The sequence below is a fragment of the Glutamicibacter sp. MCAF14 genome, from assembly GCF_052114325.1.
Taxonomy (GTDB): Bacteria; Actinomycetota; Actinomycetes; order Actinomycetales; family Micrococcaceae; genus Glutamicibacter; species Glutamicibacter arilaitensis.
In genome coordinates, this window is record NZ_JBFREO010000003.1 from 203,299 (window position 1) to 228,048 (window position 24,750).

23 protein-coding genes and 1 tRNA gene are annotated in these 24,750 nt (G+C 63.1%); 12 read left to right on the forward strand and 12 right to left on the reverse strand.

The features are described 5' to 3' along the window. The first annotated feature begins 63 nt into the window (after positions 1-63). The 5 genes from bioB to bioD are packed head-to-tail and all read left to right on the forward strand — an operon-like array spanning position 64 to position 5,725. Positions 64-1,296 (forward strand): biotin synthase BioB, encoded by a 1,233-nt coding sequence (gene bioB / locus AB4Y71_RS06360; protein ID WP_441718826.1) that lies wholly within the window; start codon positions 64-66, stop codon positions 1,294-1,296. Continuing rightward, positions 1,293-2,657 carry an adenosylmethionine--8-amino-7-oxononanoate transaminase gene (gene bioA, locus AB4Y71_RS06365; protein ID WP_441718828.1) on the forward strand — a complete coding sequence of 455 codons (1,365 nt, stop codon included), beginning with the start codon at positions 1,293-1,295 and terminating at the stop codon, positions 2,655-2,657. Before bioB ends, bioA begins: the two co-directional genes overlap by 4 nt. Beyond that, positions 2,650-3,822 (forward strand): aminotransferase class I/II-fold pyridoxal phosphate-dependent enzyme, encoded by a 1,173-nt coding sequence (locus tag AB4Y71_RS06370; RefSeq protein WP_441718830.1) that lies wholly within the window; start codon positions 2,650-2,652, stop codon positions 3,820-3,822. The genes bioA and AB4Y71_RS06370 overlap by 8 nt, the downstream gene beginning before the upstream one ends. After that, positions 3,822-5,000 carry a cytochrome P450 gene (locus AB4Y71_RS06375; protein ID WP_441718833.1) on the forward strand — a complete coding sequence of 393 codons (1,179 nt, stop codon included), beginning with the start codon at positions 3,822-3,824 and terminating at the stop codon, positions 4,998-5,000. The genes AB4Y71_RS06370 and AB4Y71_RS06375 overlap by 1 nt, the downstream gene beginning before the upstream one ends. Next, a complete protein-coding gene (bioD, locus tag AB4Y71_RS06380) occupies positions 4,997-5,725 on the forward strand; it encodes a dethiobiotin synthase (protein WP_013348309.1) in 729 nt (242 codons plus the stop codon). The genes AB4Y71_RS06375 and bioD overlap by 4 nt, the downstream gene beginning before the upstream one ends. Here the strand turns inward: bioD and map are convergent. Beyond that, entirely contained in the window at positions 5,722-6,504 is a 783-nt protein-coding gene (map, locus tag AB4Y71_RS06385; protein WP_013348308.1) for a type I methionyl aminopeptidase, read from the reverse strand. The two genes, bioD and map, sit on opposite strands and share 4 nt — an antisense overlap. Before the next feature lie 46 nt (positions 6,505-6,550). On the opposite strand from map, the gene AB4Y71_RS06390 reads away from it, so the two are divergent. The 3 genes from AB4Y71_RS06390 to AB4Y71_RS06400 all read left to right on the forward strand — a co-directional run bounded on the left by AB4Y71_RS06390 (position 6,551) and on the right by AB4Y71_RS06400 (position 8,463). Beyond that, entirely contained in the window at positions 6,551-6,835 is a 285-nt protein-coding gene (locus AB4Y71_RS06390) for a helix-turn-helix domain-containing protein (RefSeq protein WP_441718836.1), read from the forward strand. Between the two features lie 56 nt (positions 6,836-6,891). Further along, positions 6,892-7,914 carry an LLM class flavin-dependent oxidoreductase gene (locus AB4Y71_RS06395; RefSeq protein ID WP_441718839.1) on the forward strand — a complete coding sequence of 341 codons (1,023 nt, stop codon included), beginning with the start codon at positions 6,892-6,894 and terminating at the stop codon, positions 7,912-7,914. Between the two features lie 111 nt (positions 7,915-8,025). Then, positions 8,026-8,463 carry a 6,7-dimethyl-8-ribityllumazine synthase gene (locus tag AB4Y71_RS06400; protein WP_441718841.1) on the forward strand — a complete coding sequence of 146 codons (438 nt, stop codon included), beginning with the start codon at positions 8,026-8,028 and terminating at the stop codon, positions 8,461-8,463. Positions 8,464-8,559: 96 nt separating this feature from the next. Here the strand turns inward: AB4Y71_RS06400 and AB4Y71_RS06405 are convergent, their stop codons facing one another. After that, the gene (locus AB4Y71_RS06405; protein ID WP_134780870.1) at positions 8,560-9,216 is read right to left on the reverse strand and encodes a DUF6308 family protein; all 657 of its coding nucleotides are present in this window, start codon (positions 9,214-9,216) and stop codon (positions 8,560-8,562) included. A 136-nt stretch (positions 9,217-9,352) separates the two neighbouring features. On the opposite strand from AB4Y71_RS06405, the gene AB4Y71_RS06410 reads away from it, so the two are divergent. Beyond that, on the forward strand, positions 9,353-9,727 hold the full coding sequence (locus tag AB4Y71_RS06410; protein WP_013348303.1) for a PH domain-containing protein: 375 nt from the start codon (positions 9,353-9,355) through the stop codon (positions 9,725-9,727). A gap of 44 nt (positions 9,728-9,771) precedes the next feature. Here AB4Y71_RS06410 and AB4Y71_RS06415 read toward each other — a convergent pair whose 3' ends face one another. From AB4Y71_RS06415 to AB4Y71_RS06435, 5 genes are all read right to left on the reverse strand, one after another. Further along, positions 9,772-10,998: a glycerate kinase family protein gene (locus tag AB4Y71_RS06415; RefSeq protein ID WP_441718844.1), complete on the reverse strand. Its 1,227-nt coding sequence runs from the start codon at positions 10,996-10,998 to the stop codon at positions 9,772-9,774. A 58-nt stretch (positions 10,999-11,056) separates the two neighbouring features. After that, positions 11,057-12,616: an SLC13 family permease gene (locus tag AB4Y71_RS06420; protein WP_441718847.1), complete on the reverse strand. Its 1,560-nt coding sequence runs from the start codon at positions 12,614-12,616 to the stop codon at positions 11,057-11,059. Beyond that, positions 12,613-14,133, reverse strand: coding sequence for an ATP-binding protein (locus AB4Y71_RS06425; RefSeq protein WP_441690671.1), 1,521 nt, complete (start codon positions 14,131-14,133; stop codon positions 12,613-12,615). The genes AB4Y71_RS06420 and AB4Y71_RS06425 overlap by 4 nt, the downstream gene beginning before the upstream one ends. Continuing rightward, a complete protein-coding gene (locus AB4Y71_RS06430; protein ID WP_133833006.1) occupies positions 14,126-14,317 on the reverse strand; it encodes a hypothetical protein in 192 nt (63 codons plus the stop codon). Before AB4Y71_RS06430 ends, AB4Y71_RS06425 begins: the two co-directional genes overlap by 8 nt. A gap of 284 nt (positions 14,318-14,601) precedes the next feature. Further along, on the reverse strand, positions 14,602-15,411 hold the full coding sequence (locus AB4Y71_RS06435; protein WP_441718850.1) for a DUF4352 domain-containing protein: 810 nt from the start codon (positions 15,409-15,411) through the stop codon (positions 14,602-14,604). A gap of 337 nt (positions 15,412-15,748) precedes the next feature. Here AB4Y71_RS06435 and AB4Y71_RS06440 point away from each other — a divergent pair, with 337 nt between their 5' ends. After that, entirely contained in the window at positions 15,749-16,576 is an 828-nt protein-coding gene (locus tag AB4Y71_RS06440) for a hypothetical protein (protein WP_388024002.1), read from the forward strand. Between the two features lie 162 nt (positions 16,577-16,738). Here the strand turns inward: AB4Y71_RS06440 and AB4Y71_RS06445 are convergent. The 4 genes from AB4Y71_RS06445 to dusB form a co-directional block, all read right to left on the reverse strand. Then, a tRNA-Asn gene (locus tag AB4Y71_RS06445) sits at positions 16,739-16,811 on the reverse strand. A gap of 53 nt (positions 16,812-16,864) precedes the next feature. Then, the gene (gene dnaG / locus AB4Y71_RS06450) at positions 16,865-18,748 is read right to left on the reverse strand and encodes a DNA primase (RefSeq protein WP_441690666.1); all 1,884 of its coding nucleotides are present in this window, start codon (positions 18,746-18,748) and stop codon (positions 16,865-16,867) included. 9 nt (positions 18,749-18,757) lie between these two features. Then, positions 18,758-20,041 (reverse strand): deoxyguanosinetriphosphate triphosphohydrolase, encoded by a 1,284-nt coding sequence (locus tag AB4Y71_RS06455; protein ID WP_013348296.1) that lies wholly within the window; start codon positions 20,039-20,041, stop codon positions 18,758-18,760. A 77-nt stretch (positions 20,042-20,118) separates the two neighbouring features. After that, a complete protein-coding gene (gene dusB / locus AB4Y71_RS06460; protein WP_226910902.1) occupies positions 20,119-21,321 on the reverse strand; it encodes a tRNA dihydrouridine synthase DusB in 1,203 nt (400 codons plus the stop codon). Between the two features lie 85 nt (positions 21,322-21,406). On the opposite strand from dusB, the gene AB4Y71_RS06465 reads away from it, so the two are divergent. After that, a complete protein-coding gene (locus AB4Y71_RS06465) occupies positions 21,407-21,871 on the forward strand; it encodes a hypothetical protein (protein ID WP_013348294.1) in 465 nt (154 codons plus the stop codon). Further along, positions 21,871-23,517 carry a DUF5671 domain-containing protein gene (locus tag AB4Y71_RS06470; RefSeq protein WP_441718854.1) on the forward strand — a complete coding sequence of 549 codons (1,647 nt, stop codon included), beginning with the start codon at positions 21,871-21,873 and terminating at the stop codon, positions 23,515-23,517. The genes AB4Y71_RS06465 and AB4Y71_RS06470 overlap by 1 nt, the downstream gene beginning before the upstream one ends. Here AB4Y71_RS06470 and chrA read toward each other — a convergent pair. Next, a complete protein-coding gene (chrA, locus tag AB4Y71_RS06475) occupies positions 23,514-24,719 on the reverse strand; it encodes a chromate efflux transporter (protein ID WP_441718857.1) in 1,206 nt (401 codons plus the stop codon). The genes AB4Y71_RS06470 and chrA overlap by 4 nt on opposite strands. Positions 24,720-24,750: the final 31 nt, after the last annotated feature.

Genomic DNA, 24,750 nt, shown 5'->3' on the forward strand with positions numbered 1-24,750 from the left:
TTGAACACCGTTCAAGTCGAAGTCGCGTCACCTTAGCGGCCAAGGAACCAGGCGAAGGAACCCATGAGCATCTCCCCGCAGCGCAGCACCACGATTGATTGCACCGAACTGGCCACCCGCATCGAGCAGGGCCATGAGCTCAACGCCGAGGAGGCGCTGGAATTATTGTCAATGGATGACGCAGAGGTCTTCCGGCTCGTCGCTGCCGCCGGCATCTTGCGACGCAAGCACTTCGGCAACACCGTCAAGGTCAATTACCTGGTCAATTTGAAATCCGGTCTCTGCCCGGAAGACTGCACCTATTGTTCGCAGCGTTTGGGCTCCAAGGCCGAAATCCTGAAATACACCTGGCTCAAGCCCGAAGAGGCGGTGCACCAGGCCGGCTTGGGCATCGCCGGCGGAGCGTCACGGGTCTGCATGGTCGCCTCGGGCAAAGGCCCGACCGACCGGGATGTCGACCGCGTCGCCGCGATGATCGGAAGCCTGAAGGAAGAACACCCGCAGGTGGAAGTCTGCGCCTGCATCGGCATCCTCAAAGAGGGCCAAGCGCAGCGGCTCAAGGCCGCCGGCGCCGATGCCTACAACCACAATCTGAACACCGCAGAGTCCCTCTACCCGGACATCTGCAGCACCCACAGCTACGCCGAGCGCGTCTCCACCGTGGAAGAATCCAAGTCTGCTGGTCTCTCCCCCTGCTCCGGACTCATCGTCGGGCTAGGCGAAACCGCTGAGCAGCTGGTTGAGGGGATTTTCGCCCTGCGCGCATTGGACGCCGATTCCATCCCGGTCAACTTCCTGATGCCCTTCGACGGCACCCCGCTTCAAGGCACCTGGAACCTGACCCCGTTGGCGTGCCTGCGCATCCTCGCCGTGGTGCGCATGGCCTGCCCGGACAAGGAGATCCGGATGGCAGGCGGACGCGAAATGCACCTGCGTTCCTTGCAGGCCAATGCGCTGGAAGTTGCCAATTCGCTGTTCCTCGGCGATTACCTGACCAGCGAAGGGCAGGATGCGAAAACCGATCTGGCCATGATTGCCGATGCCGGATTCGTTGTGCTGGGCCAAGAGGACCAGGACCCAGCCAGCATCGCCCGCGCCCTGGGCGAAGCCGCCGCGCATGCCGCGCGCCAGCCGGAAGATGCGGGCAACGCCGGGGCCAATGGATGCAGCGGATCGTGCTGCTCTTCGGATGCTTCCCCTGCCTGCGGCAGCGGGTCCTCGGGCTGCGGCCCCGCCGCCTCCCAGCCGCTTCTGCGCCGTCGCGGCGCCGGGACCCGGGAAACCCCCAACGCATGATCGCCACCGGTTCGAAGCTGCTCGCCCGGGATGCCGGGCTGCTCTGGCACCCCTATGCACCGCTGGATGACGGGGCCCGCTACGCGGTCACCGCAGCACGCGGTACCCGGCTGTCCCTGGAAGACGCCGGGGGCGAACGCCACGAGGTCTTCGATGGCATGTCCTCATGGTGGTCCGCGGTGCACGGATACCGCCATCCTGCGCTGGATGCCGCCGCGCGTGGCCAGCTGGAGCGCTTCAGCCACGTGATGTTCGGCGGGCTGACCCACCGCTCGGCGATCGAGCTGGCCGAACGACTGGTCACCCTGGCCCCCGAGGGGTTGAGCCATGTGTTCCTGGCCGATTCCGGGTCGATCAGCGTCGAAGTGGCGCTCAAGCTCGCTTTGCAATACCAGGATGCCAAGGGCCGGACCGGACGCAGCCGTTTCGCGGCGCTGCGCGGCGGCTACCACGGGGACACCTTCGCCACCATGGGCATCTGCGACCCGGTGGATGGCATGCATTCAGCTTTCGCGCCGCTGTCCGCCGCACAGGTGTTCTTGCCCAAGCCTCCTGTGGCACGCCGCACCGAGCAAGGTAGCTGGGAGCAGAGCGAATCCGGGATGCAGCAGTGGGAGCAGGCAACCCGCCGGCTGCTGGCGGCGCACGCACCTGAATTAGCCGGGATCGTGTGCGAGCCCGTGCTCCAGGGCGCGGGCGGCATGCACGTCTACCCACCGGAGGTGCTGCGGATCCTGCGCGAGCTGGCCGATGACTACGACCTGGTGCTGATCGCCGACGAGATCGCCACCGGTTTCGGGCGCACCGGGGAACTGTTCGCGGTGCAACATGCCGGGATCGTTCCGGACATCATGTGCGTGGGCAAGGCACTGACTGGAGGCTACCTCACGCTGGCCGCGATGCTCTGCACCACCAGAATCGCCTCGGCCCTGGCCAGCGGCCGCGGTGGGACCGGGTCCGCTCTGTTGCATGGTCCCACCTTCATGGGCAACCCGCTGGCCTGCGCGGTGGCCTGCGCCTCGCTCGATCTGCTCACCGGCGCTCCCGGGACCGGTTCCCCAGCCCAGTGGCCGTGGCGCGCTCAAGTCTCCGCCCTGGAAGCCGGGTTGCGCGCCGCACTGGCACCCGCCGCGCAGCTTGGCCGCGTTATCGATGTGCGGGTACTCGGCGGGGTGGGGGCCATCGAACTCGACGGACCGGTGGACGTAACGGCGCTAACCCGGGCCGCGGTGGACCGCGGGCTGTGGGTGCGGCCCTTCCGGAACCTGGCCTATGTCATGCCTCCGTATACCAGCACCCCCAGCGACATCGCCGCCCTGGGCCAGAGCCTGGTCGGCGCGTTGGAGCAAGTTCATGGCTGAGCCCGCTCCACGCTGGGAGACCTGGCTGGGCACCCGCGCCCGGGTGCGCGAACTGCGCGGCTTGCAGCGCAACGATGCGCCCAGGGGCCGGGTCTTCGATCTGGCATCCAACGACTATCTGGGCTTGGCCGGACACCGGCAGGTACGCCGAGCCGCGGCCGATGCGGCGCTGGAGCACGGCGCGGGAGCCGGTGCCAGCCGGGTGGCCGGCGGGACCTTCGCAGTGCACCGGGAGCTGGAAGCCGGGCTCTGCAGCTACGCCCACCGGCAGTCGGCGCTGGTCTTCTCCAGCGGTTACACCGCCAATCTGGGGGTGCTCGGCGCCCTAGGCGGTCCGGGCAGCCTGTTCATCATCGATGCCCATGCCCACGCCAGCCTGATCGATGGGGCCAAGCTTTCGGCATCCGCGGTGGCTACCGCGGCGCACAATGATCTGGAGGATGTCGCCCGCCTGCTGCATGCCAACCGCGAAGATCCGCAGGGCAAGCCGCGGGTGCTGGTGGTGGTCGAATCCATCTATTCGGTCTTCGGGGATGCCGCGGCGCTGCCGAAGCTGGCAGCATTGTGCGCGCAGTACGGGGCGCTGCTGCTGGTGGACGAAGCCCATTCGCTGGGTGCCGTGCCCCGGGGTTCGGCGGTGCATGCGGCCGGGCTGGCCGGTGCTTCGCATGTGCTGTCTACCGCCACGTTGTCCAAGGCGCTGGGTTCCCAGGGCGGTGCCGTGCTCCTGGGCGGATCCGGCGCCCAGGCGCTGCGTGAGCAGCTGGTCAACGCGTCACGCACCTTCATCTTCGACACGGGGCTGTCCCCTGTGGCCGCGGTCGCGGCACTGGCCGCACTGCGCTTGGCCACCCCGGAGCGGCTAGCTGCCCTGCAGTCCAATGCGCGGCTGGTTTTCGAGCAGTTGCGCAGTTATTCGCATCTGGCTGACCGCGTAGACGCCGGGGCTGGAGCGGTCCACTCGGTGCGGATGTCCAGTTCCGCCGCGGCATTCAGGGCAACGGCCAAGCTGGCGGCCGCGGGCATTGCTGTGGCCTGCTTCCGCCCGCCCAGCGTGCCCGACTCGATTTCCCGGTTGAGGCTCACGGCCCATGCCCAGCACCAGGGACCGGAACTTGAAATTGCCATCCATACGGTGGCCCGAACCATCGCCGAGGAGGATTGATGAACTGCCCCTATGCCGCCACGGCGAGCGCCCTGGACCAGGCCCCGCTGGCAGGTGACTTGCCGGCCGCCTACCCGGCCGCCATCAACCGGCGCTACCGGAGTATCGAGGACCCTGCGACGGTGCGCGCCATCCTGGCCCGACCCGAGCACTTCTCCCCCGCCAATGCGCTGGCCACCGCGGTGCCCCTTGCCCCGGCGGCACTGCGCATCCTGAGCCGGGTGAAATTCGCGTTGCCCGAGGTGCTGGCCAGTGCCTCGGGACCGGAGCATCTGGCGGTGCGGCGGATTACCGCCGGGTTCTTCAGCCCGGCCAAGGTCCGCGCCCAACGCGAGCAGGTCCGGGCCCGGGTGCGCGAAATCTGCGCAGGCTTGGATACCCGGCTGCGCCGAGGCGAGGTACTGGACCTGGGCACCGAGCTGGCAGCGGTGGTCCCGGTAGAAATCATGGCGCGGATGACCGGCTTCCCGGTGCCGCCGCGCAGCAGCCTGAAGGCCTGGAGCCAGAATTCGCTGGAGCTGTTCTGGGGCTGGCCCGATGAGCCTCGACAGCTGGAGCTGGCCCGCAGCGCAGCCCAATACTATGCCTGGCTGGACGGTGCCGTGCATGAGGCGGTGCATCGCGATGACGAAAATCTCTGCGTTCAGCTGCACCGGGCCGGGATTGGCGAGCGGCAATTGCGCTCCCTGGCCTATTTCCTGGGCATCGCCGGGCAGGAAACCACTTCCATGCTCATTTCCACCGCGTTGCACGCAGGCCTTCGCGATCATCGATGGAGCGCCTTGGCCCACCGGGACACGGGTATGGCTGCCGCACGGCAGCTGGTGGGCGAAGTGCTTTCCCGCGCTTCCTCGGTGCCGACCTGGCGGCGGATTGCCACTAGCGCCATCCGGCTCGGTGACCAGGAGTTCCAGGCCGGGGACGAACTGGTCTTGCGCCTGTCCGGAGGAGAGCTGGGCACTGCCGCTGATGCCTCGCTGGCCTTCGGACACGGCATCCACCGTTGCCTGGGCGCGGGGTTGGCACGGATGGAAGCTGAACTGGTCCTCGCCGAAACTGCTCGGCTGCTGCCGACGCTGGCAGCCGACCCGAAAGCCGTGCGTTTCGGCTACTCGTTATCTTTCCAAGCCCCGGATGCGGTGTTCTGCCGCTACCAGAATGAATCGAGGCACCCATGATCCACGTCATCACCGGAACCGACACCGAAGTCGGCAAAACCGTATCCACCGCCGTGCTGGCCGCCAGGGCGCTGCAGTTGGGACAAAGCGTGGCCATCTACAAGCCGGCCCAAACAGGGGTGCAGGGCCAAGAACCCGGCGATGCGCAGGATGCGGCCCGCTGGCTGGGGCATCCCGAGAGGCTGACGGCTTCCGAGGGCGTGCGCCTAGCCGAACCCATGGCACCGGCGGACGCGGCCCTATGCGCCGGATTGGATCCTGTTCTAGCCCTGCCGAGTCTGGACAACCATGTGCAGCGGATCCGCGAATTGGCCGCAAGGCACGATGCGGTGCTCGTCGAGGGTGCCGGCGGGCTGCTGGTGGAGCTGACCGCGCAGGGGCAGAACATTGCGGATCTCGCCGCAACGCTCAGTGCCGAGCTGGTGGTGGTGGCCCGGCCGGATCTGGGTACATTGAACCACAGCGCGCTCACTTTGGAGGCCTGCCTTGCGCGCGGCTTTGATCGCGGGACACTGCTGCTGGGCAGCTATCCGGCACAGCCCTCGGTCCTGCATGCCCGGAATCTGGATAACTTGCGGCAGCTGGCGGCAGGCCGAGGCTGGCACTTCGCCGGGGCGCTGCCCGCGAACCTGGTGGCGGATCCCGCCGGCAGCCGCGGCGCATTGCACCGGGCCGCCGGCTCCTTGGAATGGCGGCAAGCAGCCGCCCCGGTCACCGCGACTTAGGCCAACGGGCCACTGGGCAGGGTGAGAATCTCCGCTCCGGTCTCGGTGATCGCAATGGTGTGCTCGGTGTGTGCGGTGCGGCAGCCGGTGGCGCTGCGCAGGGTCCAACCGTCGCCGTCGGTCACCAGCTTGTTGGTATCGGCCATGACCCATGGTTCGATAGCCAGCAGCAGACCAGGGCGCAGCGTGTAGCCTCGGCCCTGGCGCCCATCGTTGGAGACATGCGGGTCCTGATGCATGGTGCTGCCGATGCCGTGGCCACCGAATTCCATGTTGACCTTGTATCCTTCGGCGGTGAGCACCGACCCGATGGCGAAGGACAGGTCACCGACCTTGGCTCCGGGACGCGCCTGGGCAATGGCCGCATCCAAGGCGCGCTGAGTGGTTTCGATCATTTTCAGGTCTTCTGCACGCGCAGCGGTGCCAACGATGAAGCTGATGGCCGCATCGGAGGCGATGCCCTTCAAGGTGACGGCCAGATCCAGGGTAAGCAGGTCGCCATCGGCCAGCTGGTAGTCGCGAGGCAAGCCATGAAGTACGGCATCATTGACGCCGGTGCAGATGTAATGGCCAAAGGGCCCGCTGCCGAAAGACGGGGCGTAGTCGACATAGCAGGATTCCGCTCCTGCTTCTTCGATCATTTCCTTGGTCCAGGCGTCGATCTCCAGAAGGTTGGTGCCGACCTGCACGCGGTGCTTGAGCGTATTGAGGATGTTTCCGACAAGGCGTCCGGTCTCGCGGGCGCGCTCTACTTCGCTGGCTGTGAGAATCTCAATCATTCCAATTACTATACCGGTATTTTAATACCGGTATAATGGTCTCATTATGGTTAGACTGCCGCTTACCGCCCGGGAAATCGAACAGGGCAAGAACCTCGGCGCGTTGCTTCGAGAGGCACGCGGCGAACGAACCATCCTTGATGTCGCGATCCAAGCCGGCCTCTCCCCCGAAACCCTGCGGAAAATAGAGACCGGACGTGTAGCCACTCCCGCTTTTTCCACCATCGCCGCCGTCGCGGCCGTACTCGGCCTCTCCCTTGACGCGATCTGGTCCGCACTGGACGAGACCAAAGAGTCGAACCGGCCCGAAAGCCCCATCCTGTCGCATTGATTGCCTGAAATCCCTGGCGGCGGAATATCCTCCCGAGATTACTTGTTGCCTCAAGCATGAAGAACATCGGATTTTTGTCCTTCGGCCATTGGACCGACCACCCCCAGTCAGGCACCCGCAGCGCGTCGGACGCCCTGCTGCAGGCCATCGACCTGGCGGTCGCCGCCGAGGAGCTCGGCGCGGACGGCGCCTACTTCCGCGTTCACCATTTCGCCCAGCAGTACGCCTCCCCCTTCCCCCTTTTGGCTGCCATCGGCGCGCGAACCAGCCGCATCGAGATCGGCACCGGCGTGATCGACATGCGCTACGAGAACCCGCTGTACATGGCTGAGGATGCAGGCTCCGCCGACCTGATTTCCAATCGCCGCCTGCAGCTGGGCATCAGCCGTGGTTCGCCCGAGCAGGTCATTGACGGCTGGCGCCACTTCGGCTTCGAGCCGCGCGAGGGCGAATCGGATGCCGATATGGGCCGCCGGCATACCGAGCGCCTGCTCGAGGTGCTCTCCGGAGAGGGCTTCGCCGAGCCTAGCCCGAACCCGATGTTCCCCAATCCCCCGGGCCTGCTGCGCGTCGAGCCGCATTCGGACACCTTGCGCGAACGCATCTGGTGGGGTTCCGGATCCAATGCCACGGCCGTGTGGGCCGCGAAGCTGGGCATGAACCTGCAGAGCTCCACGCTCAAGGACGACGAATCGGGCAAGCCCTTCCACGTACAGCAGGCCGAACAGATCCAGCTCTACCGCGATGCATGGAAGGAAGCAGGCCACGCGCGCGAACCACGCGTCTCGGTCAGCCGCAGTATCTTCGCGCTGACCGACGAGCGCGACTGGCAGTACTTCGGACGCGACCGCTACAGCTCGGACCAGGTCGGCAACATCGATGCCAAGACCCGTGCGGTCTTCGGCAAGTCCTATGCCGGGGAGCCAGATGAACTAGCCAAGAAACTCGCCGAGGACGAGGCCATCGCCGCGGCGGATACGTTGCTGCTGACTGTCCCGAACCAACTCGGCGTGGACTACAACGCCCACGTCATCGAATCAGTGCTCAAGCACGTGGCCCCGCTGATGGGCTGGCGCTGAACCGGCTCATTCGTTACGCGGATCCCTTCCCCCATTTATTCCATTGAGACCCACGCCACTAGGCTGGATCAAAAGACTTAGACATTTGCACGCAGAATCAGGGAGCAACTCATGAGCAAGCCATTGAACGTCGCCTTCATCAAGGCCAGCTGGCATGCGGATATCGTCGACCAGGCCCTGGCCGGCTTCAAGGCCGAGATGGATTCTTCCGGGCAGGAATACACCATCAATGTCGTCAGCGTACCCGGCGCCTACGAAATGCCGTTGCAGGCCCAGCGCCTGGCGAAGACCGGCAAGTACGATGCCGTGGTAGCCGCAGCTCTCGTGGTTGACGGCGGCATCTACCGCCACGACTTCGTTGCCCAGGCGGTAGTAGACGGCTTGATGCGGGTCCAGCTGGATACCGAAGTACCTACTTTCTCGGTCAGCCTGACCCCGCACCACTTCCACTCGAACGACGAGCACCAGGGCTTCTACTTCGAGCATTTCCTCAAGAAGGGCGCCGAGGCTGCCCGCGCGGTTCAGGCCGTAGCAGCTATCGAGCTCTAGGGAATACGCGAAAAACAGGCGTGCCGCCGTGAACGCCGTTGTCAACGGCCAAGGCAGCACGCCTGTTCCTATTCAGGGCCAAGCCCTAGGCGCGATCTACAAATGCCTTATTTCGCGCTTTCCTTGCTTCCATAATGCAATATCCAAAATTCGTAATAACGACAAATGAGGTTGGCCGGCCTCAGCCCTGATCGCTCTGAGCTTGTCTACAAATTCCGCGGCCTCGGAAGAACCGTCGTGGAAGGCGGAGTACCAAACGATCCATTGTTCTCCACTGCCTTCGATCCCGGCAACTGCTTTGACAACCGAATCGTAAACCGGAATCAAGTCCGGCCGCTTGCGAGCCATGATCTTGCTTGCCGTGGTTTGGCCGACCTTCCAAGGGTCTTCATGTTGCCGTAGAAGCGACCACAATTTATCCGCAGGCGATCCCTCATCGAGATATTTCTCGAATAATTCTGGCGTCAAATTCTCGAACTTCAAGTCCTGCGGAATCTGGGACAGCAATTCGCTGATTTGCTCGGCTAGCGTTTCGAGGATTCCCAAGGAAGCCTGCGCTGGCACGTCAACGGAGAGCATCGATACCGCCACCAAGTCGGTCGCAGTGATTCGATGTGGATCAGTATCGACACCTTCACCAAGAGTTTCAAAGCGCGATCCAGAATACTTGGGCCGACCGTTTCCCATGGTCCCGAAATAGTCCCTTACATCTTCTACCGCAGTGCTGAAGTCTACTTTTGATCGAAGTTGCATTTACGCTGACCCCCATTGTTGGTTGAAGATTTGATTATTTCACCGTACCTGAAAGTACCGACAAGTTGGGCTCTCAGCCATGATTCGGGAAATCAGTCGTCGCCTATTTGTCCCTCATCCTTCGTACGCTCTTTACATGATTGATTTCAATAATTCCTCTGTCTTCAAATTGGGCCCATGGGACCTTTCACAAGTCGCACCGGAGATCGTACCCATGATGGTCACTGGCGAAGAGCTACTAAGCGCTTTCAAGGGTGCACGCGACTACGTGGTCTTCAGCAACAAGAGACTCATCGCCGTCAATGTGCAAGGCATGACCGGCAAAAAGCGGGATTACACCTCGTTACCGTATTCGAAAGTCCAGTCGTTCTCCGTTGAAACAGCTGGAACCTTCGATCTGGATGCGGAGCTGGACCTGTGGTTCAGCGGGTTGGGCAAAGTTCGTCTGGAGTTCAAGGGCAAAGTTGATGTCCGGGCCCTCTCTCAGCTCATCGCCTCCTACGTGCTCTAGCAAGACAGCACGCCTGTTCCTATTCAGGGCGAGTCCGCTGGCTGCTACCAAGCCTCGCGCGGGCTGAGCCGGGCTGCTGCCATTGATGCACCCAGAATGATGGTGCGCATGAAGCGTTCGGCCGCTTCGATCAGCAGCCGTTCCCCGTCATCCACTGCTTCTTGCAGCGTCATCGGGATCGGCATGATCGAGGCAATGGCGTCAATTCCGATATCGTGCACGTCTCGGCAGCCGCGGCCCAGAGTTCCTGCCAGGGCCACTACCGGCACCCCATGCAGCGCCGCGCGCCGCGCTACCTCCGCCGGCACCTTGCCCTTGGGCGTCTGGAAGTCGATGGCGCCTTCTGCGGTGATGACCAGATCCGCTCCGCGCAGCATCGAGTCCAGATCGATGCCGGCCAAGCCCGAGTCCAGGATCGCCTGGAAGCGAGGCAAGAGCACCGCCCCCACCGCCGCCAAGCCAGCGCCCAGCCCGCCCGAAGCACCCGTCCCCGGGGCCAAAGCGAAATCCGTGGAGCGCGAGGACTCCAGCGCATCGCGCCGCAGGATCGAGGCCCAGCGTTCGAAACCTGCTGACATGATTTCGACCTGTTCCGGAGTTGCCCCCTTCTGCGGACCGAAAACGCGGGCCACTCCGCGCGGGCCGGTCAGCACATTGTGCGGGTTCAGCGCCATGGTGATCCGGACATTCCCGGCAGCCAGGGCCGGGTGCAGGCCGGACAGATCCAACCGGTCCACCGATCCGAGGTAGTTGCCGCCGGCCTTGACCTCATGGCCGTTGGCATCAAGGATTCGTGCACCCAGCGCCTGCAATGCCCCCATGCCGCCATCCGAGGTACCCGAATCGCCGCAGCCCACGAGGATCTTGGAGGCCCCGGCATCAATGGCGGCCGCGATCAGCTCGCCCACACCGTAGCTGGTGGTGGTTCCCGGATCCCGCTGGTCGCGGGGAACCAGCCGCAGGCCCGCAGCGGCGGCCATTTCGACGACTGCCGTTCCGGCCGCTTCGCCACCGAGCATGGCGTAGTGGGACTCGACTTGCTGTCCGACCGGACCGGTGACTGCCATTGGCACCAGGTGGCCGCCGGTAGCGCACGCCAAGGTTTCTGCGGTGCCTTCGCCGCCATCGGCGATGGGCACTGCCTTGACCGTGGCTCCGGGCAAGGCCCGGCGAACCCCGGCGCCGATGGCCGCCGCGACTGCCGCCGCGTCGAGGGATTCCTTGAATCCGGAAGGGGCGACCAGGATGCGTTGTGGAAGTGCGTGTGCCATGATTCGTTGTCCTTTTCAGTGAGGATGAATGCGATGAGATGTGAAGCTACGAGGTGGTTCAGAGAAACAGCGGCAGTCCCATGGCCGGCCAGATCCAGAAGGCGAAGACCAGGACCAGCAGGACCATGAGCGGTCCGAGCACCGCGCTCAGGCGCAGCAGGTCTGCCGGCTTATAGGTTTCGATGCCCTCGATCTCGGAGAACAGGTTCACCGGCTTCGAGCTGCTGGTCAGTGTGTGGCAGAAACCGGCAGCGGCGGTGGAAGCCAGGGCAATGGCTACCGCGTTGACCCCGACGCCCGGGGCCAGCGAGACCACCAGCGGAATCAGCACCGCTGAGCGGGCCGAACGGGACTGGATGACCAGATGCGCCGCGGCAGAGACCACCACCACGAGGACGGTGAAGACCCAGGGTGCGGCAGCGCCGAGCTGCTCGACGGGGCCAAGCACCTTGCGGGCCAGCCATTCGGCGGCTCCGCTTCCGGCGAGCGCCGTGCCCAGGGTGAGGGTCGCGGCCATGAAGATGAGCATCGACCACGGCACCGCCTTCAATGCCTTGGCCAGGCCTACAGAGCCATATCCCGGGCTGGCTACCAGCAATGAACCAAGCAGGGCCACGATGGCGGGATGGAGCTGGTGCAGGGGCTCGGTGCACCAGAGCACCACCACAGCCGAGACCAGCAGCGCTGCCCTGGATTGCCCCACCGTGAGCGGGCCCGAGAGCGGCACCGGCGAATACTGCTGCAGCCGCTCGATGCCCACCGCCAGCGGTTCTGCGCGGTCCTCCTTGCGGGTGAACATCCACAGCACCAGCTCGGCGCACAGATGGGAGGAAACGAAAGCCAGCGGCAATCCGTAGACCAGCCAGCCGGCGAAGGAGAATCCTTCATGGCCCGCGGTGGCGAGGATCTGGCTGGTGATCAGGTGCGCTCCGGCGCCCAGATAGGATGCCACTGCCGAAAGCAGGATAACCGAGGGGAAAACCAGGGACAGGGCCAGGACGATGCGGCGGCGATCCGCCAGCGCCTTGGCCAGGGCAAGGAAGACCGGAATGGCCAGGGCCGCGCGCCCGGAAGTGGACGGCACCGCGAATGCGGTAGCCACCAGCACGCCGGTAGTCAGGTGGATCAGCTGCCGCGGGGTGTTCGCCCCTGCGGCTATCCATGCTGCGGCGCGGGTAGCCAGTCCCGTGGCGGTGATCCCCGCCGCGATCACGAAGGCGGCCAGCAAGAGCCAAATGGTGTCTTCTCCCAGCGAGGAGAACAGGTCGGCTTCGGGCAGCACGCCCATGAGCACCAGCACCACTGCTGCGCCCAAGGCGATAAAGGTATCGCCTACTGGCGAGAAGACCCAGAGCCAGATGGCCAAGGCGAAGACCGCCAGGGTCAGGGCCCCTTGGGCTGGCAATGCCTGCACTGTCCCCGCATCTGGGCCGAAGGCTCCATAGGCGCACCAGCCGAGAAAGCCCAGTAAGACCAGTGCGGCGATGATTCGCGCTGCGTTCTGCTTGCTCCAGCGGCTTCGTGCCGCACCGGCGTTGCCCTGTTCCGCGGCCTGGTCCATGGACCGCTGGGCGGTGTAGCGGAATCCCGAGCGTGGCGCAGTTGGCTTGATGCTCATGACTCACCGCCCAGGCTGCTGGCCATGGATTGGGCGAATTCTTCTTCGCAGCGGATGCCTTGTCCGGCATCAGCTTGCGGGAGGGAAAATCCGAAACTGGTCCCGTTGCCGTTTCCGGATTCCACCCAGGCCGTGCCGCCGTGGGCTTGCGCGACCGCTTTCACCACGGCCAAGCCCAAGCCCATGCCGGATCCCTGCTGGCCGGCTTCCGGGGCACTGCGATAGTTTTCCAGCAGGGCACGGGCCTGGTCCGGGTCCAACGCCGGTCCATCGTTGGCAACCCAGAAGCTGGCCATGCCCTTTGCTGCGGCAGAACCGATCCGGATGCTTTCTCCATCCTCGGTATGCGCGACGGCATTTTGGATCAGTTGGTGCATGGCCTGGGCAACGCGCAGCGGATCAAGCCACGCCTGGGCCTTGGCAGACTCGGCTATGCGGAATCGGCGGTCCGGGTAGGCGCCCGGGCGGGCGGCTGCCGCGGCAACGTCCGCCGTGACTTCGCCGACGGGCACCATTCGGCGCTGGATGAAGTCCGGGTCCGAGCTTTGCGCCAGCAATTCCAGGTCGGCAAGCGTCTGCCCCATCAGTGAAATGTGCGCCTGCGCGGTGCTGATGATCCTGCCGCGTTGCTTCCGGGGCACCTCTTCCTCGTTGAGCTTCTGCAAGGCAGCTGCCATCTTGCGTTGCGGGCTTCCCAGGTGCTCTCGTGCTTCGGCGATGAAGTGGCGTTGGGCCAGATGCGAAGCTTCAACCCGGTCAAGCATCGCATTCAGTGTCCTGGCCAGCTGCGCCAAGTCGTCGCGTCCTTCGACCGGAATGCGGGCCGAGAGGTCATTGGCGCTAATCGAAGCGGCGGTTTCGCTCATGGTGCGGATGGGACGCATGATCTGCCCAGCTGCCAACCAGGCGATTCCCGCGGTCAAGGCCAGTCCCCCGGCGGCCACGCCGAAGAGCATGGTTGCCTGCCGGTTGGCTTCTTCCTGGGCCCCGCCAATGAAGTGCGCGACGACCAGATGGGCTTGGTGCCCCGCCCCGCTGGCTCCGGAGGCATCCTTGGCCTCGGCCTTCGCCCAGCGAACCGTCCCGTGGTTGCTCTCCAGGATTCCGGAGGTCTTCGCGTCATCGAGAATACGGCCCAGGAGCACGGGATCATCAGCCAGCCAGGTCCCGGCCTGGTTGGCTGCGGTGCCTGCGGTGAGCACCCGTCCATTGGCCTGCGCGAGAATCGCTTCGCCGGCCATCGGCTGCTGGCGGGCCAGATAGCGTTCCATCAATTCACCGATTGAGGAAAACGGGCGAGCTGTCTTCGGGTCCAGTCCCTCGGCGGCGAAGGTCCGGAACTCCTCGATTTCCTGCGCGATGCCCACGTTGGCAGCTTCGGCTACTTGGCCGGACATGATCGAACGCATCGAAACCGTTACGGCCAGCAGGGCCAGTGCAGTAGTGAGCACGATCCACCCGACAATGCGCAACCGTGCCGACACCGTTGATCCCTGGTGCTCATGGATATCAGCCATTGGCGATCAGCTCCTCAGCTTGCGCTTGTGCAGCAGCGGGCTCGGGAGCCGGTGAGAGCTGGACAATGATTGGCTGCTGATGCGGGATGGGCGGATTGGCCTTGTCGGCAAGTGCCTGGCTGGCGCCGGCCAGTCCCGCTGGCACGGCCAACACCATGAGGATGAGAAGTATGCGGCGATTCATGCTTTGAACATTAAAAGACCCTTGTGAGGAGCGCATTAGGCGGTGGTGAGAGGATTATGGCGCGTCCATGAGAAGCAAATGAGAGCGAGCGAATTGCCCCGGGTTCTCGCGTATTTCCGAGATCCGGCAGCGCGGGGAATTCCTTGAAAATTTTCCCGATCTTCCTATTTTCGGTGTTCATGTTGTGGTCGCAATCCGCGAGCTGCGGGCTTCCTCGCCGCCAGGGCAAAAGAAAAGAGGTTCCGCCACCCCTGATGGGATAGCGGAACCTCTGCGAATTCGAGCTACTTCGCAGCCCAGAGCACCGAGTCGTCAGTGAACGAGAGCGTTTCGCTCATGCGGATTTTCGCGTCTGCCACGGCCTCGGCCGGCACGTCGAAGACCACCTGGTAGCTTCCCTTCCCGCCCTTGGCCAAGGTAGGAACGTGCATGCCCGGCTTGGCGGTGATCGCAGTCGCGCTGCTGGTGCTGTAGATGCTTGCATCCGAGCCCACCAGCTCTGGATTAAGGTCCAGCCATGCGTCGCCTTCTTCTTCTCCGTTGTAGACAACAGAAAGGTCCACGAGGACATACTGGCCTTCGGCCTCCTGGTTGAACTCATTTGCCTTGGCGATCTGTGCGCCGGCATCCAGGTTCACCGCACTGACGTTGACCGAATACTCGCCAACAGCAGCGGCCTGCCCCAAGGCCAATACCTGTGTTTCGTCTTCGGCTTGCTCGATGATCTCAGCCGGTGCCGCCACTTCGCCGTCGGAAGCGTCGGCAATGCCGTTGGCGACCTCGTCGATCGCCTTCACATAGGCTGCCTGGGTGGCGAACACAAGAACGATGGCTACGATGGCGATGATGCTCGATGCAACGCCCAAGCCCTTGCTGCCACGGCGCTTGGAAGCGACAATGAGCGAGACGATGCCCAGTACCAGAGCAATGAAACCGAGCACGGCGGCAAAGTTGTTGACGTTCGGTACCCAGCACAGGGCCAATGCAACGATGGCCACGACCAGGGCCGCAATGCCCAGGCCCTTGCCAGCTGAGCTCTTGGCAGGCGGTGCCGGTGGCACCATGTTCGGATCGACCGGATTTTGTACAGACATGAAAGCTTCCTTCGAGTGAAGACGGCGCCACGCTGGCGCCGAGGCGGATATCAGCCCAAGCGGATGAGGACTTCGGCCGAAAAGAGTCTTTGCTGACTCTTCAAGAATCAGGCCAGTGCCTACCGACAATTTAGCTTGCCCCGGATTCGGCTCCAGCCGAGCTGCCCAAGGCAGCTGCAGTTTCCGGAAGCCAAGTGCGGGCGATTGACGTGCGCCATTCAGGTGTTCCAGCAGGTGCATCTGGCCCGCGGACCGATGCCTGCGATTCTCCCGGGAATTTCCCTGCGCTAGGCGGGCCCGTTGGCAAAACCTGGGCGATTCATTACAGAATGCACTTATGGCCACTTCCCTTGAACACTCCCCGGGCCGCAGTACATTGCGCTATGTGCGCCTCATGCTGCTCGCGGTGCCCCTGCTCCTTGTCGTTGCCATCGTCATCTATGGCATTGCCAACCAGCGCATTGAAGACTCCCTGAGTTCCTATTACCTGGGTCCGGCACGGGACTTGTTCGTTGCGATGCTGGTGACTACCGGGGTACTGCTGGTGGTTTACACCGGAGACGAGCTGGAGGACTATGCACTGAATTTGGCCGGCTTCTACGCCATGTTCGTCGCCTTGGTTCCCACCAAGCTGGGTGAAACGCTGGCGCAGCTGCACCTGGGCGAGCAGAGGCGGCTCATCTTCTCCGTGCAGGTATCGGTTATTGCGGTTCTCGTCGTCAGCTCGGTATTCATCTGGCTGGGAATCAGGACTAGCCGCGCTCCGCATCGCGCGCTGTTCCACAGCACCGCGACCAAAGCGCTCGGTTTGCTGAGCACCCTGCTCCTGGTCGGCTTTGTCCTGCTGCTGCTGTGGCGAACCGTGGAAGGCAAGCAGTTCGCGGGCGTGCATGCCAGCGCAGCATTCCTGCTGATCTTCTCCATGGGCATCGCCATTGCCAGCCATCTGGACCACAAGCCGCTGTGCGCGATGGACACCAGCGGAGGCAAGAAGCTGCACTACGCAATCATCCTGGTGCTGATGCTCATTGGATTGATTGCCTGGCCGATCCTGCTGGCCGCGGGCATCCAGGAGGCCCTATTCATTGTCGAATGGTTCGAGATCAGCCTTTTCTCGTACTTCTGGTATCTGGAATCCCGGCGCTTGTGGAACCCTGCTGCCTGAATCCGCTAGGCAAAATACCCGCCGCTGGTCCGGCAACTGGCCCCTGCTACCTAACTCGGCTTTTTCCTGGCGAGGCTAGTCAGGGCTAGGTGCCAGAATTCCGGTTTCAGGCGAAAATAAAAGGTTCCGACTCGCGAATGCGAGCCGGAACCTTCTTGCGAGCTCCTCCAACTGGACTTGAACCAGTAACCCTTCGATTAACAGTCGAATGCTCTGCCAATTGAGCTATGGAGGATTGCAACGAGATATAACTTTACCCAAGATTCCCGCGAATGCAAAATCGGGATCCTAGGTTCCGCGAAGGATCCTCCGGCGCATCTCCAGTTCCATCAGTTCCCGGTTGATCTGGGCATATTCTTCGCCTTCTGGTGCCATTTCAGCACGCTGCAAGCGGCCGATCAGCTCAGCCTTGCGGTGTGTGATTTGAAGCTCAATCAAGCCGTTGATGATGTCGGCGCAGTAGCGGTTCAGGCTGTGTTCGTCAGATGCCGGAATGCTGGTCACTGCGAGTTCTGAAACGAAGCTGCGCAACTGCTCGGGGACTTCGTCGCGAATGACTTCAACCCAGGAGGTCGCGGACGCGCCTGCGCTGGACGCGGCCACGATGCCATCATGGACAGCAGAGTGCGCCGGGGCCAGGAAGCGAGCCTCGTAGAATGCCTGCCACTGCTCGCCCTTCAACCGCTGGGGCTGCTGGATCACTACCTCCAGGGCTTGGCGTTCAAGTCGCATTACCGGGTCGCGGTGATCCGGACGCTCGAATGCCGGTGCAGCCGGGAGCGCCTGCTCAGCCTCTCCAGGCTGCGGGCGCTGTGCCTGCGCTTCAGCGTTCTTCGGCAGCCGGGCGCGTTTGATGGAGGCGCCCACCGAGCGGTTGACGTCCTCGTTGTTCATTCCGAGCCAGCCAGCCAATTCACGGGCATAGGCCGGGCGGATGGCCGAGTCCTTGATCTGGGCGACGATCGGGGCGGTCTGGCGCAGTGCCTGCACTCGACCCTCAACGGTGTTCAGATTGAATTTCTTCAGCTCTGCACGAATGGCGAATTCAAACAGTGGCCGCTTGAGTTCGATCAGTTCGCGGACCGCTTCATCTCCACGATGCAGCCGCAGATCGCAAGGGTCAGCGCCGCTTGGTTCAACACAGACATAGGTCTGGGCAATAAAGCGCTGGTCCTCTTCGAAGGCGCGCAGCGCGGCTTTCTGGCCTGCAGCATCGCCGTCGAAGGTGAAAATCACTTCTCCCCCGGTGCCATCATCTTGCAGCAGCCGTCGGGCGATCTTGATGTGGTCGGTACCGAAGGCGGTGCCGCAGGTCGCCACCGCAGTGGTGATGCCGGCCAAATGGCAGGCCATCACGTCGGTGTAGCCTTCCACCACGACAATCTGGCGGTTCTTGGAGATCTGCTTCTTGGCCAGGTCCAGGCCGTAGAGCACCTGCGATTTCTTGTACAAGGAGGTCTCGGGGGTGTTCAGGTACTTCGGGCCCTGGTCATCTTCGTAGAGCTTGCGTGCACCGAAACCGATGGTGGCACCGGACAGGTCGCGGATCGGCCACATCACTCGTCCGCGGAAGCGGTCATAGATTCCCCGGTTGCCCTCGGAGAACATGCCGGTCAGCTTCAACTCATCATCGGCAAAGCCCTTGGACCGCAGGTGCTTGAGCAGCGCGTCCCAGCCCTTGGGTGCATAGCCCACGGAGAATTGGGCGGTCACTTCCGGGTCGAAACCGCGGCCGGCCAAAAACTCGCGTCCAGCGGATCCTTCCTCGGTAGCCAGCTGGGCGCGGAAGAATTCCTCGGCGACCTTGTGCGCATCGACCAGACGCTGGCGCTTGCCGTAGTCCTCGCGGCGCGGGCCCGGTCCCCCATCCTCATAATGCAGTTCGTAGTTGATGCGTGCGGCCAGCAGTTCCACGGTCTCGGTGAATGAGGAGTGGTCCATTTTCTGGATGAAGGCGATCACGTCGCCGGACTCGCCGCAGCCGAAGCAGTGGAAGGTTCCCAGCTGCGGACGGATGTGGAAAGAAGGACTGCGCTCATCATGGAAAGGGCACAGGCCTTTATACGAGCCGATGCCCGCGGATTTGAGCGTGACATAGGATTCGACGACCTCGCGCAGGTCTACCCGGTTGCGCACCTCGTCGATGTCTTCACGCTTGATCAGCCCTGCCATGATTCCCTTCTAGAACAACTTGGTCTCTGGGGCTTCGCCCTTGACCAGATACGAATGCCATTCGGTGGCTGAAATGTCAGTCAGCGAGGCGACCTGGTCGATCACCACGCGAAGCTGGGCGGCCTCATCGGCTGCGTCATCCCAATCCGCGGCGAAGATCGGCTCCAGATTGTCCCTGCCGGTCTCGAAGAGCAGCTCTACCAGTTCAGCCAGCAGCGTGCGCTGATCCGCGTAGAGAGGCTGGCGCACCTCGTCGGTCATCACATAGCTGGCCGCGATGCCCTTCATCACTGCAATCTCATGCTCGGTCTCTTCGGGCACGATCAGGCTCGCGTTGTACCTGGTCAGATTCCCTTCGCCAAAGCGCGCCCGCGTGGCATCCATTGCCGCCGAGGCGAACCGGCCAATGAATTGGCTGGTCATGTCCTTCAGGGCCGCCATCGACCGGCGCGACCCGTCGTAATGCGCCACCCATTCTTCGCTGGCTTCCAGCCGGCGCAAGGCAGCGTCGATATCTGCCTCGTCGATGCCGGGCAGGTACCACTCCTGGGTGACCTGCACCGCGCGTTCGCGCTGCAGCTGCTGGTTGAGCCAGCGCAGCTGCAGCTTGCCTCCGACAATTGCATCTTCCACGTCGTGAACCGAGTAGGAAATATCATCAGCCAAGTCCATGACCTGGCCTTCCATGCAAACAGTCCCGGCGGTGGCTTCAGGAACATTGCGCAGCCAGTTGAAGACGATCGCGTCATCTTCATAGACACCGAACTTCTTGGTTTTCTTGCCGTTGACCTCTGGCGCATCGGCTTTGAGCCACGGGTACTTGCACGCTGCATCCAGTGAAGCGCGCGAGAGGTTCAGCCCGGCAGAATGCCCGTTATGCCGGAAGGTCTTGGTTTCCAAGCGAGTGAGCAAACGCAGGGTCTGCGCATTTCCCTCAAACCCGCCAATGTCCTTGGCGGCCTTGTCCAATGCCTTCTCGCCATTGTGGCCAAAGGGCGGATGACCCAGGTCGTGCGCCAAGCAGGCGGTGTCGACAACATCCGGATCACAGCCAAGTGCCGCACCGAGCTCGCGGCCCACCTGGGCCACTTCCAAGGAGTGGGTGAGCCGGTTGCGCACGAAGTCATTCTGGTTCGGCGCCACAACCTGGGTCTTGGCACTCAAACGGCGCAAGGCCGAAGAGTGCAGCACGCGGGCGCGGTCACGCTCAAAGGCAGTACGGTAAGACTTCTTTGCTGGTTCAGGCACCCACCGCTGCTGGTCGGCTTCGGTATATCCGGGGATCTGAGTCATAGTTCCTAGTCTAGTAACTCTTTGCCAGCATTGAGGAGTTATCCACTAGTGGCGTAGCCGTGATTATCCGGCGTTGGCTAGCCGCCGGAGATATCCAGCTCGGCGGCCTTGATCATTTCACGGTGGGCATCGGACATCACGCGGTTATCCAGCCAGCCATCGGGCACGTGGGTCTTCTTCGGATGCCCGGCACGGCCACGGGTGCCTTCAGCGGCTTCGCCCGGGTACGGCAGGTCCAAGTCGAGCTGGTCCAGCAGCTCGCGCAGGACGGCCAAGGATGGGACCTGGGCCAGCTGCGAGCGGATTTCGCCGCCTACCGGGTAGCCCTTGAAGTACCAGGCGATGTGCTTGCGGATATCGCGCATGCCCTTGCCCTCGTCTTCGAAGAACTCGGTGAGCAGTTCGCCGTGGCGGTAGACGGTATCGGCGACCTTGCGCACGCCCGGGCGGAAACGGTCCTCGCGGCCCTCGAAGGCGGCCTGCAGATCGCCGAAGATCCATGGGCGGCCCTGGCAGCCGCGGCCCACCATGACCCCGGCGGCACCGGTCTGCTCCACCATTTCAATGGCGTCCTCGGCGCTGAAGATATCGCCGTTGCCCAGCACCGGCATGTCATCCATGGCCTCGCGCAGAGTCGTGATGGCGTCCCAGTCGGAGTGTCCCGCGTAGTACTGCCCGGCGGTGCGCGCATGCAAGGTAACTGCCGCGGCGCCGTGGTCGCGGGCAATCTTGGCGGACTCCAAGTAGGTCAGGTGGTCCTTGTCGATGCCGATGCGCATCTTCACGGTCAGCGGGATATCGCCCTTGGCCGCCTCTGAGGTCGCTGCCTCGATGATCGAGGTGTACAGGTCTGATTTCCAAGGCAGGGCCGAGCCGCCGCCCTTGCGGGTGACCTTGGGGACCGGACAGCCGAAGTTCAAGTCAACGTGGTCGGCAAGGTTCTCATCAACCACCATGCGTACCGCAGCGCGCACAGTTCCAGGATCCACGCCGTAGATCTGGATGGAGCGGATTTCCTCGTCGGGATCGTGCGAGATGATGCGCAATGATTCAGGGTTGCGTTCCACCAGCGCGCGGGCGGTGACCATTTCGGTCACGTACAGCCCGCCGCCGTATTCGCGGCACAGGCGGCGGAAGGCGCGGTTGGTCACCCCAGCCATCGGAGCAAGAACCACCGGGGTATCAATGGTCAGCTTGCCCAGCTGCAACGGTGGCAGCTTGAGGGTCGGAGTGTTGGTTGGCGCATCAGTCAGGGTCGTCACCCATCCATTATCCCGCATGAACGCAAATCAGTAACTGAGATCTTCATCAAACCTTGATGTCCCGGCACTGGATTATTATCCTCCGGTGGCTCAAAATAGTGCAATGACAAGTAAATTTTCGGCGGCTCGGGCTGTCCTGCTCGCCCTGGCTGCCGCCATTGTGGCTTTGGTTATAGCCGCGTTGCTCGTAGTGTCCCTGCGCTCTGCCCCGCAGCCCTACGAGGAAAGCACCCCCGAAGGAGTGGTGCAAAGATATCTAATTGCCTTTGAGGCCGAGAATATGCAGACTATGCAGGACTACACCATTGATGGCCAGTCCCGGTCCTTATGCAATCCAGAACCCTACAACACCCAGCCCCTTGACGTGCAGCTGCTGCGCAGCTCGGTCGGGACGAACAGCGCAACCGTCCATGTACGGTTCGATACCCGGGACAGCCAATTCCTTCCCTTGCCGGATCTGTCCGCCTACGACGATGTCTTCGAACTGCGCAAGATTAATGGAACTTGGTTGATTGAGCGCATGCCGTGGCAGGTCGGGCTGTGCACCGAGAAGGAGATGGGTTACTGATGGCCACCAACGCCCCGGTACTTAACGCGCAAAGCAGCAGCATGCTGCGTCCGGTAATCCTGCACAGCTTGCTGTTCGTGCTGCTCATGGTCACAGCCACCGGTCTATCCGCCCTCTTCACTGCTGTCTTCCATGGGTTCAATGCGCAACAGGTGAGCACCGATCAGCTGGCGATGGCCCTCACCTTCGCCCTGGTCGGCATCCCGTTGGCATGGCTGTTGTGGCGTTCTGTCCGCAAGCGGTTGGCCCGGCCAACGGCCTTCGATTCAGCCATCTGGTCTTTGCAGGCTTCGGCCGTCTATCTTGTCACTCTGGCCGCCAGCAGCTGCGCCCTACTGGGATTGCTGGCGGGATTTGTTTCTTCTTCTCCCAACTATGCGTGGCAGTCGACGCTGGCTGTGGCCTTGGGCTGGGGTGCGGTGTGCCTGTGGCAGCACCGCCAGATCGCTTCTGCGCGAACCGCACCACGGCAGTTCGCGCAGCTGGCGGCCACTGTTGGAAATTACTTCAGCCTGGTGCTCTTTGCGTTGTCGCTGGTGGCGACGCTGAAGGCCTCGCTGGAAATCTTGATCCGGCCGGAAGGCACTCTGGCGGGCCCCACCGGCATGCCGAATCTGCTGGCTGCGCTGATCTGGCTGGCAGGTTCCCTGGGCTTGTGGGTTTGGCATTGGAAGCTGCGCCGAGTCCAGCAGATGGCCGATCTCCTGAACAATATTCTGCTGGTTGTTCTGGGTCTGGCCGCACCGGCCTTGGCATTCTTGCTGATGATCGCGGAGCTGTTTTCCTGGGTCTGGCCGCAAGCGTGGACCGCGCAGGAACGCGCCGGCCTTTTCCACGAGGGCGGCCCCAACCTCTTGGCAATTCTCATAGCCAGCGCGGTTGTATGGATCTACCACCAATCCCAGCTTCATACGGGTTTGCGTTCGCGCGCGGTAATCAGTGCTGCGCGGCTGGCGCTGAGTGCCGTCAGCTTGGCCGTGCTGGCCACCGGCTTGGGCATGGTGGTCAATGCGCTCTTCGCAGCAATCGGGTCCACCGTCTCGGTGAGCTACTCCGCGGACCTGCTAGGCCATGGCCTCGGATTGCTCGGGTTCGGAACCGCGGCCTGGCTCTGGCATTTCAAGCCTTGGAAACCCTCCCCTGCAGAATCACGCAGCGCCTACCTGGTCCTGTTTTTCGGAGCCAGTTCCCTCGTTGCCCTGATTTCCCTGCTGGTCTTCGGGTACCGGATTTTCGAGTTCTATCTGGAACCCGAATCGCGTCTTGATTCGCTGCTGAACACGGTACGCGCGCCGCTGGGCTGGCTGGTAGCGACCGCAGCCGTGGCCAGCTACCACTTTGCGCTGTGGCGCACGGACAAGGATGCGAAGGCAGGGTCTTCCGGAAAGTCCACCACCACCCGGGACGCTGTAACGCGCCGGGCAGTGGTCATTGTTGCTCCCGCGGCTTCCGAACCGATGGCCGCACAGCTCAAAGCACGCCGAGAGCTGTCGTTAATATGGATTGCTTCGGCCGGCTCCGCGTTGGATGACCGGGCCGAGGTATCGGTGCTGGCCCGAATCGATGAATATCTGGCGTGCGAATCCGGCCCGGTACTGGCCATCGCCAACGAGGACGGGACGGTGCAGTTCACCGAGCTGGCCTAGGCAACCACACCCAGCAGCATTCCCCCGAGCGCCCCGATGGCGACGACAATCCATGGGGCCATCTTCCACGCGGTGAGCAGCACAAAGCAGGCCAAGGCCAGCACGAAGGCGGAAGCGGAAGTAATCGCTGAGGTGAAGACCGGGTTGTACAGCGCGGCAGCGAGCACCCCGACCACTGCCGCATTCGCGCCGCGCATGATGGCCCGCGCTGCAGGCCAGTGGCTCACCCGATTCCAATAAGGCAGAACGCCAAGCAGCAGGAGGAAACCGGGCAGGAAGATCGCCAGCAGGGCAATCAGTGCACCGAGCGCTCCGCCCGGTCCGGATTCGACCAGGACACCGAGGAACGCGGCAAAGGTGAACAGCGGTCCGGGCACAGCCTGGGCTGCACCATATCCGGTGAGGAATTCTTGGGAACTGATCAGCCCGGGATCGACAACTGCACTTTCGAGCAGCGGCAGGACCACGTGCCCGCCGCCAAAGACCAGGGCGCCGGAACGGTAGAACGCGTCAATGAAGGCCACCAGGTCCCAGCCGGTGGCCAAGGCGAGCACCGGCAACCCAAAGAGCAAGACTGCAAACAGCAGCAAGCAGCTGATGCCCAAGGCCTTTGATACTGGAAAGTGCAACGCCGTGGCAGAAGTATTCTCCAAGTCGCGGCACCAGAAATATCCGGCCAGCGCGCCGAGAACAATGGCCAGGATCTGCCCGAAAGTCCCGGCCAAGAGCAGCGCCGATCCGGCGGCCACAACAGCGATGGCAGCGCGTGTGCGATCCGGGGTCAGGTTCTTCGCCATGCCCAATACCGCCTGGGCGATGATGGCAACGGCAACGATCTTCAATCCGGACAGCAGCCCGGTTCCAACGGGTCCGGAAAACAGCGACGCGCCGACAGCAAAGACCGCCAGGACTACCGCTGAAGGCAGGGTGAAGGCCAGGAACGCCGCGAGTGCTCCACGCATTCCGGCTCGATGCAGCCCCAGGCCAAAACCGACCTGGCTGGATGCGGGGCCGGGCAGGAACTGGCTTAGCGCGACCAGCTGGCCGTACTGCTGGTCGTCAAGCCAGCGACGGCGGTCAACCAGTTCGGTGCGGAAGTAACCCAGGTGGGCTATGGGACCGCCAAAAGAGGTCAGGCCGAGCTTGAGGAAGACTTTGAAGACTTCACCGGCCGAGCCCTTTTCCAAGTGCTGTGAGTTCATGGATTCCAGCATAGGTCGCCGAGGAAAACGG

Excerpts from the sequence above, each read along its gene's own strand:
- AB4Y71_RS06390 (WP_441718836.1), top strand. The coding sequence starts at position 6,551 with ATGGTTAGACTGCCGCTTACCGCCCGGGAAATCGAACAGGGCAAGAAC.
- AB4Y71_RS06395 (WP_441718839.1), top strand. The coding sequence starts at position 6,892 with ATGAAGAACATCGGATTTTTGTCCTTCGGCCATTGGACCGACCACCCC.
- AB4Y71_RS06415 (WP_441718844.1), bottom strand. The coding sequence starts at position 10,998 with ATGGCACACGCACTTCCACAACGCATCCTGGTCGCCCCTTCCGGATTC.
- AB4Y71_RS06420 (WP_441718847.1), bottom strand. The coding sequence starts at position 12,616 with ATGAGCATCAAGCCAACTGCGCCACGCTCGGGATTCCGCTACACCGCC.
- AB4Y71_RS06410 (WP_013348303.1), top strand. The coding sequence starts at position 9,353 with ATGATTGATTTCAATAATTCCTCTGTCTTCAAATTGGGCCCATGGGAC.
- AB4Y71_RS06405 (WP_134780870.1), bottom strand. The coding sequence starts at position 9,216 with ATGCAACTTCGATCAAAAGTAGACTTCAGCACTGCGGTAGAAGATGTA.
- bioA (WP_441718828.1), top strand. The coding sequence starts at position 1,293 with ATGATCGCCACCGGTTCGAAGCTGCTCGCCCGGGATGCCGGGCTGCTC.
- AB4Y71_RS06430 (WP_133833006.1), bottom strand. The coding sequence starts at position 14,317 with ATGAATCGCCGCATACTTCTCATCCTCATGGTGTTGGCCGTGCCAGCG.
- AB4Y71_RS06435 (WP_441718850.1), bottom strand. The coding sequence starts at position 15,411 with ATGTCTGTACAAAATCCGGTCGATCCGAACATGGTGCCACCGGCACCG.
- bioD (WP_013348309.1), top strand. The coding sequence starts at position 4,997 with ATGATCCACGTCATCACCGGAACCGACACCGAAGTCGGCAAAACCGTA.
- AB4Y71_RS06370 (WP_441718830.1), top strand. The coding sequence starts at position 2,650 with ATGGCTGAGCCCGCTCCACGCTGGGAGACCTGGCTGGGCACCCGCGCC.
- dnaG (WP_441690666.1), bottom strand. The coding sequence starts at position 18,748 with ATGGCAGGGCTGATCAAGCGTGAAGACATCGACGAGGTGCGCAACCGG.
- AB4Y71_RS06375 (WP_441718833.1), top strand. The coding sequence starts at position 3,822 with ATGAACTGCCCCTATGCCGCCACGGCGAGCGCCCTGGACCAGGCCCCG.
- AB4Y71_RS06465 (WP_013348294.1), top strand. The coding sequence starts at position 21,407 with ATGACAAGTAAATTTTCGGCGGCTCGGGCTGTCCTGCTCGCCCTGGCT.
- chrA (WP_441718857.1), bottom strand. The coding sequence starts at position 24,719 with ATGAACTCACAGCACTTGGAAAAGGGCTCGGCCGGTGAAGTCTTCAAA.
- map (WP_013348308.1), bottom strand. The coding sequence starts at position 6,504 with ATGATTGAGATTCTCACAGCCAGCGAAGTAGAGCGCGCCCGCGAGACC.
- AB4Y71_RS06425 (WP_441690671.1), bottom strand. The coding sequence starts at position 14,133 with ATGGCTGATATCCATGAGCACCAGGGATCAACGGTGTCGGCACGGTTG.
- AB4Y71_RS06455 (WP_013348296.1), bottom strand. The coding sequence starts at position 20,041 with ATGACTCAGATCCCCGGATATACCGAAGCCGACCAGCAGCGGTGGGTG.
- bioB (WP_441718826.1), top strand. The coding sequence starts at position 64 with ATGAGCATCTCCCCGCAGCGCAGCACCACGATTGATTGCACCGAACTG.
- dusB (WP_226910902.1), bottom strand. The coding sequence starts at position 21,321 with ATGCGGGATAATGGATGGGTGACGACCCTGACTGATGCGCCAACCAAC.
- AB4Y71_RS06400 (WP_441718841.1), top strand. The coding sequence starts at position 8,026 with ATGAGCAAGCCATTGAACGTCGCCTTCATCAAGGCCAGCTGGCATGCG.
- AB4Y71_RS06470 (WP_441718854.1), top strand. The coding sequence starts at position 21,871 with ATGGCCACCAACGCCCCGGTACTTAACGCGCAAAGCAGCAGCATGCTG.
- AB4Y71_RS06440 (WP_388024002.1), top strand. The coding sequence starts at position 15,749 with ATGGCCACTTCCCTTGAACACTCCCCGGGCCGCAGTACATTGCGCTAT.